Annotated in this window: 13 protein-coding genes; 1 reads left to right on the forward strand and 12 read right to left on the reverse strand. The window is 49.0% G+C overall.

Features of this window, described 5'->3' with window-relative positions:
* Positions 1–12: 12 nt before the first annotated feature.
* The 12 genes from BK126_RS12590 to BK126_RS29090 form a co-directional block, all read right to left on the reverse strand.
* Positions 13–984, reverse strand: coding sequence for a major capsid protein (locus BK126_RS12590; protein ID WP_076312995.1), 972 nt, complete (start codon positions 982–984; stop codon positions 13–15).
* A gap of 61 nt (positions 985–1,045) precedes the next feature.
* Positions 1,046–1,480 (reverse strand): hypothetical protein, encoded by a 435-nt coding sequence (locus tag BK126_RS12595; RefSeq protein ID WP_076312996.1) that lies wholly within the window; start codon positions 1,478–1,480, stop codon positions 1,046–1,048.
* A complete protein-coding gene (locus BK126_RS12600; RefSeq protein WP_076312997.1) occupies positions 1,480–2,943 on the reverse strand; it encodes a hypothetical protein in 1,464 nt (487 codons plus the stop codon). Before BK126_RS12600 ends, BK126_RS12595 begins: the two co-directional genes overlap by 1 nt.
* 58 nt (positions 2,944–3,001) lie before the next feature.
* Positions 3,002–4,591, reverse strand: a complete 1,590-nt coding sequence (locus BK126_RS12605; RefSeq protein WP_076312998.1) for a hypothetical protein — start codon at positions 4,589–4,591, stop codon at positions 3,002–3,004.
* Positions 4,592–4,606: 15 nt separating this feature from the next.
* Entirely contained in the window at positions 4,607–5,380 is a 774-nt protein-coding gene (locus BK126_RS12610; protein WP_076312999.1) for a metallophosphoesterase family protein, read from the reverse strand.
* 312 nt (positions 5,381–5,692) lie between these two features.
* Positions 5,693–7,399, reverse strand: a complete 1,707-nt coding sequence (locus BK126_RS12615; RefSeq protein WP_076313000.1) for a hypothetical protein — start codon at positions 7,397–7,399, stop codon at positions 5,693–5,695.
* Between the two features lie 88 nt (positions 7,400–7,487).
* Positions 7,488–8,033, reverse strand: a complete 546-nt coding sequence (locus BK126_RS12620; protein WP_076313001.1) for a thymidine kinase — start codon at positions 8,031–8,033, stop codon at positions 7,488–7,490.
* Positions 8,026–8,625 carry a hypothetical protein gene (locus tag BK126_RS12625; protein WP_076313002.1) on the reverse strand — a complete coding sequence of 200 codons (600 nt, stop codon included), beginning with the start codon at positions 8,623–8,625 and terminating at the stop codon, positions 8,026–8,028. The genes BK126_RS12620 and BK126_RS12625 overlap by 8 nt, the downstream gene beginning before the upstream one ends.
* Before the next feature lie 73 nt (positions 8,626–8,698).
* Positions 8,699–9,340 carry a hypothetical protein gene (locus BK126_RS12630; protein ID WP_076313003.1) on the reverse strand — a complete coding sequence of 214 codons (642 nt, stop codon included), beginning with the start codon at positions 9,338–9,340 and terminating at the stop codon, positions 8,699–8,701.
* Positions 9,309–10,376: a glycosyltransferase gene (locus tag BK126_RS12635; protein WP_076313004.1), complete on the reverse strand. Its 1,068-nt coding sequence runs from the start codon at positions 10,374–10,376 to the stop codon at positions 9,309–9,311. Before BK126_RS12635 ends, BK126_RS12630 begins: the two co-directional genes overlap by 32 nt.
* A gap of 22 nt (positions 10,377–10,398) precedes the next feature.
* Positions 10,399–11,055: a glycosyltransferase family 2 protein gene (locus tag BK126_RS12640; RefSeq protein WP_143042086.1), complete on the reverse strand. Its 657-nt coding sequence runs from the start codon at positions 11,053–11,055 to the stop codon at positions 10,399–10,401.
* Between the two features lie 88 nt (positions 11,056–11,143).
* Positions 11,144–11,446 carry a hypothetical protein gene (locus BK126_RS29090; protein WP_143757722.1) on the reverse strand — a complete coding sequence of 101 codons (303 nt, stop codon included), beginning with the start codon at positions 11,444–11,446 and terminating at the stop codon, positions 11,144–11,146.
* 147 nt (positions 11,447–11,593) lie between these two features.
* Between BK126_RS29090 and BK126_RS12650 the strand changes: the two genes are divergently transcribed.
* Positions 11,594–12,442: a prohibitin family protein gene (locus tag BK126_RS12650; RefSeq protein WP_076313007.1), complete on the forward strand. Its 849-nt coding sequence runs from the start codon at positions 11,594–11,596 to the stop codon at positions 12,440–12,442.
* Positions 12,443–12,468: the final 26 nt, after the last annotated feature.

Consider the following 12,468-nt stretch of genomic DNA (forward strand, 5'->3'; position numbering starts at 1 on the left):
TTGTGGCGTGGATTAGGAGAACGGAGTTACCGCGTCTGCAAAGATGAAGCCCGCAACATCGGAGATCATCTTTTGGTTGTACCAACGCTCAGCTTCTACGATGGTAGCCTTACGACCAACCTCGTACCACTTACGTACTTGTACAGCACCTTGGTTGTCCTTATTCCACATGAAGCTGTATCCGAGGGATACTTGCTTCTTACCAGGGCGCGGTGCGATGTAAGCAAGAACTACAGAGGTTCCCCAAATGTAGTTCAAGTCTTCACGCTGACCTGGGAGGTAAGAACCTGCATTCGTGGCATCAGATACCAGTGCAGAACCTACCAAGAAGTTATCAACGCCGAACACCGCTTTCAGCAACTCTTGCGAGATGATGCCGCGCTCAACGTACTTGATAACGTCCTTGATCTTAGGGTGAAGTTTCAGCACGTTCAGCACTTGCTCGGACATAATCATCGTGTTAGGACGAATACCCGATTTCTTGTGCAGTGCTTCCTTCGCCTTGTGTACATCAAGGATTGGGTCGGAGTTTTCGTAGTCACTCCACTTGTACGTACCCGCCGAACCGAGCGTCAGGCGCAGGTCGTTGTGGTAGTTGTTCGCGTTCATGACTTGGTTAGCCGCGTCAACCTCTTTGTTCAAGAGGATACCTTCGGTAACAAGCTCCGTACCTTCACTTTCCAGGTCGAACTCCTCATCGGCGTTAGCCGTTTCTTCGTCAGCAATAGCGTGACGCAGGGCGTGTCCCTCAGTGAAGTACGTATCATTGGAAAGCGTCCAGTTGATCTCATTCGCTTCCGTACCAGGGGCACGAAGGTCGTTATGAGTACGGAACTTCTCCATACCGTACACGTAGTAGCGGTCAGACTGCTTCTTTACTTCCAACGGTTTGAAGATAGAGTCAGCGATATACGCTTCATTCTTGTAGCCGATGGAGATGTTCGACAGGGTTTTGTCGATATGCACCTTCTGAACTGTTGGCATCTATGTCACTCCTTAATTAGTTGTGGGATGGGGGAAAGGCTCCGTTATCGAAGCCCCTTTACTACTTAGTGAAGACGTGGTATTGCATCCGTACAGGGATTACATCACCTGCAACCCCGCCCTTTTCAGCGAAGCCCAGTACGTTGTAAATTCCCGCAGGAGCGTTGTCCACGGAATCACCCTTACCACCTGCAACCGCGTAGATGCGGTCAGTTACCGACACGGTACCATCGAGGGTAACCAGTGCGATACCTTCCAGTTTGATTGCGATTTGGCGACCTGCTTGAGAACCACCATCACGCAACGGGTCATCTAGTCGCTCGTCGTTGTCGGCTACACCCAATGGGATAGCATTGGCACCTGAAATTTTCGTCAGGTCTTCGCCGCTGTGCTCAACGATGCGGTACAGAGGAATCTCGTTCTTCCCTGTGTCAGGGTTGACGTTGTTCGGGTCGATACGGTAAGACTTTTGAAGTCTTGTGAATTGACCTGCCATTACTCAGCACTCCCATCTGCGTTGGAATATTTCTTGAACATGAGCTTAGTTGCATCCGTAATGGAAACACCTTGCTCTTTTGCGTACTTGGTAGCTTCATCAGCTACGAAGTTACGGAACTCGGTCTCAGTCTCGAAGTCCTCTCGGGATTTCGGTTGACCGTTGTTCAGGCGTTGTTCTCCACCTACACTACCGTCAGTAATCCGTGCTCCTGCAAAGCGAGTGTTGACCTCAGCTTCAAAGCCTTGGATTACCTCTTTGATCTCAGCAACGGACAAGGTTCCAAGGAACTTCTCGTACATTGTCTTGTTGAAGGCATTACCTTGTGCTCGTACACCAAGGTCGAGAGCTTGTTCAGACAAGTCTTGACGATAGGTGTTAGCCAGTTCAGCCTTCTCCGTCAGCTCCTCGTTCGTGCGAGTCAGCTCCTCGATGGTCACGTCTTTAGTAGCAGAGAGTTGTTTCTCAGCTTCCAAGTTCGTAGCCGCAGTTGCTAGTTCTCCGCGAACAGATTCAAGATCAGCAGTCAAAGTACCGACCTGTGCGTCTTTAGCCGCGAATGCTTCTTTCACTTTGGCAGTCAGTTCGTCGGGAGTTTGTGTCTCGGTAATCTCAACACCTACTTGCGAGAACATTGCTTGAAGTTTTGCAAATTCCACTTCGGATTCACTCCTTTGCTTCAGATATTCAGCACCGTTGGTACGATCAGCACTATCCGTGAACAGTACAGAACCATCTCTCGTGTAGTACTGGGTAATAGTCGCGTTCAACGGGATGTTTTTGAAGTTCTCTACTAGATGTAGTTTAGAACCTTTAGATTCTCCGCTAACGCTCTCACCACGAGAAAAGTTATTCTTGATCGTGGCTCTGTTACATGCACCCGCATATACAAGAGAGTTCTCAAGTAATTCACCGTCTCCGTCTTCTCCCGCGATAACATAACAAGTCTCGGTTCTGAATACTCCGTCATCACCTTTGATCTCGTACTGTTCTCCTGGGTAGTGCGAACAGTTCATGTAGTCACGAATGTCGTGATTACAAAGAGAGCAGTTCCACGTTGCGGCATTGAAGCCGATAGACGTATCAAAGATAGTCCCTGCATCAATCCCCTTCACAAGGTCATCTGTACTCATACCGCTCTCGGTCTGTCGCCCAAGGTCGATATAGAACTGTCCGTAAACTGATTGGGTGTACCCGTATTCCTCATCAAACTCCTCACGAATATCCGCACCGAAGGAACGACCTACGGGAAGACTTCTGCTGTTGTGGTTCATCAGAAGCCCTACCCCTCTGTTCGCGTCCTTGACGAATTTCCGAAGAAGGTTCGGGTGCAACTTGGAGGAGTATGAAGTCACTTGGTCGTCGATCATCATGTTGGGGAAGACGTAAACTTCCTCCTCAGTCAGCTCTCGGGCTGTGAACTTATTAATCCGCGCAAGTTGCTCGGGTGTTGGTCTTGGCATTTGAACACCTCCTGGATTCATCAACTCTTAACTTAGAGTAGACACTTCCCCTCAAACATCACTTGGTGGTGTCTGAGGAGTCTGTAGGTGTCTTCTCGTCTGTACTTCCGCTTGTTGCCCCGCCATCCTTGTTCTGAACCGTGCTCTTACCAAGGTGCTCCCAATCAGGTTCAGCAACGGCAGGAGTGCCCACAGCACCGATAGAAGCCGTGTCTTGGTCAACCCAACCTTGGTCACGCTTGTAAGCCCAGTTTTGAAGTGCGATCTGCTCGAATTGTGCTTGCTCAAGCTCGGTACGAATTTCTACAGGCTCGAACTTAAATTCCACAACCCCTTGCTTCCCCATGACGTTGAGGTACAGCGTGAGTGCGCGACTCATGATTCGCTCGACAACCTCTTGCATGGCTTCTACACCTTTCAGGTAGAGCTTGATCTCCATCTTTGCAAAGCTCTCTGTGTTGCCCGTAGAGCGTCTTCCGAGGATGGTGGATAATGTTTTAAGTCCTGCTGTGATAAGCCCGTCAATGGCTCTCATAAGCTTCTCAGGGTCGATCAGGGAGCCCCCTCCACCACCGCCCTTGCCGCCGACCATTCCGATCTCAATGGAGTTGAAATGCACGAACGTGTCGTCCACTTCCAGGTCGTTGTACATGTCGATGATTTCTCTCAGCTTCTCATTGAGCCACTTCTGCTTCTCCTTCTCGTTGTTGCGAATGTTGATAGGCATACGTTGAAGGAGAACGTCCTCAAGGATGGTGATGTCAAAGCGTGGGTAGCCTTGGTTGTGGACTACCGCCTTGATGTCATTCAGAACTTGCATTTGGAACATCACCATGTTGATTGCACCTATTAGCGGAGAACGTCCGTACGGATCGTCGATGCGGGCATCTAGTGTCTCGTATAGGAATGTAGGGATGTCCAAGCTGATTCTGTCTGTATCCTGGTAAGGGATATATCTCTCGTTCTCGTACTTAAAGGTGATCGTCCCTGGGTCTACAGGGGCGAAGAATGCCACGTTCTTCAAATCCTGGGTAAGAACCAACTCAAGTGCGCCCGCCCCACGGGTCACCACGCTCAGCAAGAGTGAGTTCAGTACTTTATGGATTGAGTGAGATGGCTCGAACTGCATAATGTTTGGTGCTTCAAGGCGTTGGAACAACTCTCGAATCAACTTCTCTCCCGCCTTGTCCGTCTTGTCACTCCCGACCTTGTACACGTTGGTGGTGAACTTTCCTCGCCCGAGTCGCAAGAAGTTCCATAGGGCGAACGATACGTCAGGGTGAGCGTCGATCAGAATGTCCAAGAGGTCTTCAATGGAGGAAGACGATAATGAACGGTCATCCAGTCGTAAGTCCCGCTGAGCTACACGGCTCAGGGAACCACCCGCACCGCCGCCGCCCGTTGCGAACTTAGGGATCGTCGTTCGGGTTCCACCAAACTCAGAAGTGCTTTCTCCCGACCATAGCGGGTCACTACTTGTGGTGATTTCCCCTGCTAAGTTCTGCCCGCGCTTTCTGCCGCCGCCGAGAAAACTCTTGAAGAAACCTTCTTTAGCTTCAGGTGATCTCTGCGTAGACTGTTGCTGTCGCCCTGTATTGGCGGGCTTGTTCCTGCGAAACAGGCTTGTAAATCTATCGAGTAAACCCACTCGTTACACCTCCTCTTAGATCAAATCATCAATCTTGTGGAACACTTTGCGGTGCTCCTCCGCGAATAACTGAACGACTCCGTATCCTGGAAGACTTGCAGGGAATCCCTTCTGTTCTCCGTAGCCGCCGTGTACGAGGGATGCTCCCGTGTTCACGAACATTTGCTTCAAAGTAACTGGCTCGTCCTTTCCAGGTGCAGGCAAGAATACTTCTCTCTCGAACTTCAAGAGCTTGTGTGTATGCCCCATGAAGTACATATGAGCAACCGCTGTCTCGCGCATCTTCAACATAGCGTTGATTACAGACGCTTCCGTAGTACCGCCAGTGGCTCCGTGCCATGCGTATGCGGAATAGGTCTGTCCACTGCCTAGGTTGTAGTTCACGATTCCCGAGAACTTTCCGTATGCATCAGGTCTACCGATACGGTGGCAGAACTCTTGCATGATCTCGAAGGACGTGTCTCGGATAATACGTTCCTCGTGGTTACCTTCAATTACGATGTCGATCAGGTCTGCTACAGGCTTGAACGTCTCCACCGCCACCTCAAACTGTCTTTGAGTCGGGTACGTTTCTTCGTAAACAGATCGACCTACAGATGTTTTAGTCGCAACCTCCATGAGGTCTCCCATCAGAACGATACGAGTTCTATTGCGATTCTTTACTGCAAACTGCAAGGCTTTATCCAGGTACTTGGGGTTGTATTGTTTACTACCGAAGTGAATGTCTCCAATAGGCAGGACATACATCGACTGGTGTGAACCGCTATAGCCTGATAAGAACTGCTTCATCTCTTACTCCTCCCCACATTTGGTCTTTACATAGATTAGACCGAAACGGGTAGGCGGCAACGCGGATCGCGGCGGCGGGTGGGGCGGCGAGGATATAAGAAAAAGAGCCTACCGAAGATAGGCAGACTCTTTAAAAAAGGGTTCCGAGCACAGCGAGGATATTAGTACTGGTTATGCTCATAACGGTTGTTATTAACTTTATATTCTTTGTGCTCAAAATTTGGGATTTCATGTCCCAAAAAATAGGATTTCATGTCCCAAAAAACAGGATTTCATGTCCCAAAAAATAGGATTTTATCCCACTAAAGTCTCCTATGCTTTCCGTCTTGCTCCTTGGATCACAGGCATAGCAAAGTGCTCGATAGACTCTACTTCATCGGTTGAGCAAATCCACGAAGCACCTGCACGAGCATCAGAGAAGTCTTTCGTCTTGTCCTTGTCGTGGTCGATCTTGTTCCCGTTGATGAGCTTCATGTGGCGTAGCTCCTCGTTAGCATTCATGTGAGTCTCGTCGGGAATGATGTGGTCAAGAAGCTCGATCATACCTGTATAGATCAAACCCTTCAGGTTCGTGTAGATTTGCAACTGGAATGGGTTAGACCAGTTTTTATCCTCCGCTTCAACACCGTACTGCATGAGCCGCTGAACAACATCTGCCGAGTTAAACTTATCGAACAGTGCCTTCTTAACGTGAACCTGCTGACAGATCATCTCAAGGATTTCTGCTACATTCAGGAGGTCTACTGGAAGACGTTCCTTCTTAGAAGGCTTCCATTCGAGAATCAAGTCTTCTACAGGTTTGTTCACCCACTTCTCCACGATCTCCCCATTCTCGTTCACTTGGATAACTGTAGGCTCCGCATGGAATAACGAGATACAGTAGGAGTCCGTTTCGACACCACCGTCACCGCCCAGGTAGTAAGTAAAGGATGGATCAAGGTTCAGGTTGTGTACCTCAAGTCCGAGGAAATGTCGCTCCACACCGTTCTGAAGGGTGCGTGTAGAGATTTTAGTCTGCACCACTAGGTTAGAGCACTGCGACTGCTTACCGACTTGGATAACCTCGTCAATGCGCTCAGGGAACTGGAATAGACCTTCCTTGTACTTTGGTGGAATACACTCATACTTCATCATTGAGCCTTCAGGGTCACGGTCATAGTCCTTCTTAAAGGATGCCTGACTCTTAGATGTGTTTACCTCCCACGTCTTTCCAATCATCCCGTAAACCTCGGGGTCTCCTTGTAGAAACTCCTCGTACTTCTTGAACATGAAGTCATCCTGGGAACGAGGGAAGGAGATGAAGATCATGAAAGACTTGCTCTCGTAACGAGACAACGCAGAGGAACGGAATGTAGCATAAGCGTCTTCAGCCTTATCATACTCAAAGCCCGCAATCTCATCGAAGATGATTACAAGAGGGTTGTATCCCTCGAAGGAGTCAGCTTCGGAGTGAGCGGAGTGAGCCGTGATATTCTTGTAGAAGCGGATTTGGTTCTTAGTTAACTGGAACTCGTTCGGAGATTTAGGTTCCTGAGAAACCCTCTTGAACCAAGGGCAGTTGTTCAGACGAGCCTTCAACTTCTTGAAGTATACGTTGTTCGCTTGGTACGCATTGATCGCCACGTTAACCAAGTCAATGTTCTCGTCCTGACCGAACCCGAAGTAGTCCTGTGGGTCGTTCATACACGCCAGGAGATAGCCTACATAAGCCAGTATGCCGCTTGCTAGGAAGTCCTTGCCACTACCCTTCCCGAACATTACAACAAGCTCTGTGACCTGTCTGAGGTCTTCAGCGCACAACTTATCGTCGCCAGTCATCTTATACCACAAGATGTCGTTACATTTCTCCAACAGCTCAGTCTGTTTCCCTGGGTATGGTCTCTCGTTACAGAAATCCTTGGACGAGAAGAATGTCACGAGATCGACAGGCTCCTCTCGCCAAATCCCCGTCTTCTGTACGTTACCCTCGGCTAGGTTGATGAAGTCATCCATCAGACTTCCCAAGAGATCATCTGCCATATATGTCACCCTCCTTAACTTTCAATAGGTTCTTTCGTATAGAGAAGGTATAAGCAAGCCGATACCCCTCCTAAGCGAAGCCATCCTGTTAAAGGGATGGCTCCTGCTTTGCAAAGCAAGTTCTACAAAGAGGTTCATACATATCATCACGAGCCACGAAGGTCGTACCGTCTCCCTTGTAGTAGTTAAGGGAAGCGAATTCCCCGCACGAGCACCGCGTTCTCAGTTTGAAGCAGTTGTCGGCAATAGCCGCGATCATAGGCATTTGGAAGAACGGAACACCGTGTCTGTCCATATCCAATCCAGTAACGAATACACTAATGCCGATCTCCCTCAGATTTTGAAGGGTCGGGATGAGAGTCGGGTCATCGAAGAACAGGGATGCTTCTTCAATCCCTACCATAGTGAGTCCTGGCTTCACATGAAGAAGAATCTCGCTTGCCTTCTCTACCCGAGTAACAGGATAGATGAGACCATCATGCGTCTTGATGATATTAGGCTCGTCCCTGTCGTCGGAGTAGGGCTTGAAGCATACAGCACTCTCCCCTGCTTCCTTCAAGTTAGCAATCAGATTGGTTGACTTGCCAGTGAACATCGTTCCCCAAAAGACCGTAATCTCCCCGTGCTTAGTCATTCGCTTTCCCCCTCATCATGTCTGCGAACCACGTAGTCCCTTTTGCCATCTTCAGCTTCTCAGCGATAACAGGAATCTTCTCGGGACATTCTTCTTTCAATGTAGATAGCACAATGTCCATGAACTTCCTGATGTTGTTGTAATCGTTGATTTCCTTTTGAATCTCGGTCATCTGCTTCAGGAACTCACGCATTTCAGAGATAACAGCCTTGTACTGGTAAGGGTTAACGAACTTACCTTTCTCGTAGGCATCCTCCTCCATTGCTTCCAGGAGCATCTTCGTCTTGTTGTATAGTGAAGTCACCTCGTGGATAATGTCCAAGTGATTGTTGACTACCTGAACCAATCTACGCTTGTCCTCTTTTACAATCTGCTTGCTGATCTCAGGCAACTTCTCGAAGAAACGCATGACCACGTACTTGTCGAGGAGATCACCGTCAGGAACCTTACCACTCGCGTTCATCTCATCAGCGATTTGCTGATAGGACAGACCGCTCATACGGAGGTTCACCACGTCCTCCTCAAGTTTGTACTTGACGATCTTGCTCTGCTTCGAGGTAAGCGAGAGTTCTTCATTTCTTTCCTCTGCCACTAACCTCACCTCTTTCGTTTTCTTATCTTTAGGTTAGGCTGAACGCACCAAAACGCACCAAAGAAAAACCCCTCTACATGAGAGGGGTCGGTCTGTTTGGAAGCTCGTCTATGATTTTCGCAACCTGTTCGGCGCGTTCCTTAATCTCGAACTCATCAGCGGTGATGATGTGGATATGAGAGCAGTAGTTTCCGTGTTCGTAGATACGTTCGGGGGTAATGAGCACGACATCAGCAACAGCTTCCATCTTATGCTTACCCTTCTCGAACTTCTCGGGGTCGGTTAAGGAGTCGAACACTACAAGGTTAGGGTAAGCGGTCTCTACTGAGCTTGCCATACGGCTGTCGTTTACCCAGTAGACCACCCTTCCACCCTGCATCAGTGATCGGACATTAGTACCCGCCCGCGCCACCACGAAGTTTGGAAGTTCGGGGAACGGGTACTCTAGCTCATCAACCTGATAGAACTCCTCACTCGAATTGATGTAGACCACGTTGTACCCAAGTTCCGCTAATTCCTTCAGGAGCCGCTGTGGTCGTCGCCCGAAGCTTTCGCTGTGGAAGTCGATGGCGGGCAGGTAGACGATGGTCGTATTAACCTTCGGTGAGTAACGAGAGAAGTTGAACTCCTCCATATCGAACTCCAATACCTCAACTGGATCAACCTGCGGTTCAACCGCGTGGCTACCGAAAAGCCGTTTGAACAGTTTTCTCATCGACCTCTCCACCTCCCATCACTTTGTTTATCATCTTAACCGCATCCATCGCTCTACTGTCCCAGGAGTTAGCTTGAGCAACCGCTGTTCGTGCCGCGATCTTGGCGGGACTGTTCTCTTTAAGTGCCTTGTCAACCATCTTGCCGCAGTTAACCCTATCCATGAAGTAGGTAACGTCACTGTATTTGTTGACGATCTCCTCCATGCGGGTCGTTACAACTGGCTTGCCCGCTGACAAGTACTCGTAGTACTTGATCGGATCACAGCCGCGAATCATCTCAGTTAACTTGAACGGAACCATACAGACATCGAACTGAGCGATATATGCAGGAAGAACTTTGTAGTCCTTGTGCGGAAGACAAGTCACGTTCGGATGCACTACGTTCTTTTGATACAGGGCATTGTTCCCGATCAGTACGACACGATGACCTTTATTGGCAATGTCAGTAATCAACCAGTAATCCACCCAGGATGCCATCGCCCCGTGGAAGCCCACCACCTTCTGACCCTCGTTTACCGCAGGGAAGTCGGGAGGTTTCGGAAGGGAGACCTGCGCTTTCTTGAAGTGTTCGTAGTCAGCTCCGTTAGGGCACATGAAGATCGGCTTGCCATCGTCCTTATGAGCTTCGTACATAACTTTCGCCGTGGTAGCTACGAGATCGGCTCGGGCGAAGCATTTTGGGATGTAGTTCTTCCAAATAGCAAATTCGTCAGCGGAGTTGTCCAGGTAATCGAATACAGTGAAGTCGAATCTGCGTCCGTCACGGTAGTTGTACTGACCTGGGTTGGAGAACCATAGAACCTTCTTCCCTTTGACAAGGTGGTCGTAGCTCACACCCTTGCGTACAAGGAATAGGTCTTCGTTGATCTTTTCGATTGGACGGGACATCTTTTGATACGATTCTTCATTAATGAAGATCGCCCGCACACCTGGAATCTTTGAGAACGCAGTCATCAATTGCTGAGGACGTTGGAATAACAGATTCCAGTCCAAGGCAGGTGGGTAAACAATCGTCATTTCAATGCTATCGAACACCGCGCTCTCCTCCTTCCTTCTATTAAGTAGCCACTTTAGCAATCAACTCAGCCCCTTCCGCATAAGCGTGGATCGGGCGAAGCCGCGTATCTACGAATAATTTGTAACCTAGTCGGCGGGCTTGTTCGCAGAATGGCGCATCTTCCCCAATGGGATGCAGTCCGTATCTTACTCCTGCTTCTACAACCTCCCTCTTTATCAAGTACACCGCCCCTGTGAGATCAACAGGAATGACTCCCTCCTGGAACTCAGGGACATGCCGCCCACCGATCATGGCATTATGCGCTTTGATTTTCGGGTGGTTTTGGATAAGCATGGAGCAGACATCCAAGTCGTTGTCGATCAACTGCTGAAGGCTTCCTTCAGGAATGATAATATCCGTATCAATGGATAGTAGATAGTCGCAGTCGGACTGCAAAAACTCGTGAAGCAGGATGTTCCTAAGTAAAGCTAGATTGCCGTATGAGTATTGACCGCGAACATGACCGTACTTCTTCCCTAGATTATGAGTAGCATACGGGATGCCTTGGTCGATAAGGATTTGTTCAGTCTCGTCATCGCTGTCATTCAGGATGTACATGAACTCTTTGTCCACATCCTGAGACATCAGCGAATCCAGATGCCGCCCCAGTATCCACGCTCTGTTTCTTACAGGAGCACCTATAAATACTTTCGCCATTGCCATTTCCCCCTTTTCCTCTTTATCTAGTTTAGACCGATAGACATTAGCCTTTTGCCGCGCCCGCCAAAAAAACACCAATTCCATTTTATATAGGTAACACCGGCTTTTTTTGAAACGCCCTTAACTCTACAGGAATGACCTCGTATAGAGAAAGTGTGAGGGGGATGAAACGATGGACAGATTCAAGGCTCCCGATCACAGGGACGAGCCTTCTCCTATCGGAAAGACCTGCCCTTACTGCAAAGAGGACATCCTCGAAGGCGACGAGATTGACGAACTGCATGACGGTGAACGTGTTCACTCGGACTGCACGGATGAATATCTCCGCGATCAGCATGTCCTCACTCGACGCACCGCAGTGAGAGGGGAGTGATTCTGATAGGGACATTAATTGCACTACTCGCAACAATCGTGTTCGTAGCCATTTTGTTATGGTTCTTGGCGGCTGTCGTCTTCGTTAAGGTGGCGAAATTCGCTTTGAAACTCGCAAGACCGTTCATTGACAACTTAAAAAAGAACAAGGGGGAATAACGGTATGAAGAACAACCGTGGATTATTCATTGGAGGAGCAACAGTAGTAGGATTGGCGGTCATCGGTACCTTGATCTATCTGTTGCTGTGCTTGACGACTATCGCACCAGGGTATGTAGGTGTGGTTTATGACCGCTCGGGCGGCTTGGAGAAGGAGACACTTCCTCCTGGTTGGCACTTGGTAAGTCCTACGAAGAAGGTAACTGAGTATCCGATCAGTACGGAGACTGTCCACTACGAAGGTGACAAAGCGTTCAGCATTGCTACTAAGGACGGTAAGGTTGTCAAAGCCGAGCTGATGTACTCCTACCATATGGATGAGAAGCGTATCCCTGATGTGTTCGCTAAGTTCCGTGGGCGTACTGACAGTGAGATCGAATCGACTTATATGAAAGATCGCCTGTCAGCAATGATTCAAGAGATCACTTCCAACTACGGAGTGCTTGAGGTTTACGGTGACAAGCGTGGGGAGATCAACAACAAGGTGTTCGAGTCCTTCAGAAAAGACTTGGACGCTGTAGGTATTGAAATCGAGACTTTCAACTTCAGTAAGATCGAACCTGACGCTGAATCTCTGAAGGCTATCCAGTCTTTGGTTGACTCTCAGCTCAAGCTTGAACAACTGAGAATTGAGAAAGACCAGGCTCAAGTCACTGCCGAGAAGCAGTTGGTAGTAGCTAACGGTAACGCAAACGCTAAGATTGCGGAAGCACAAGGTGAAGCGAAAGCTAACGCCGCACTCCAACAGTCGATCACTCCTGAACTTCTGAAGAAGATGGAGATGGAAGCCCGCTTGAAGTGGGGTTGGGTAACTATTCAAGGTGCCCAGGCTGTTGTGACCGAGAACAAGTAATGGACGAGGGAGGAGAAATCCTCCCT

Origin of the sequence: Paenibacillus sp. FSL H7-0326, from assembly GCF_001955535.1 — a bacterium.
In the GTDB taxonomy this organism is placed as follows: Bacteria; Bacillota; Bacilli; order Paenibacillales; family Paenibacillaceae; genus Paenibacillus; species Paenibacillus shunpengii.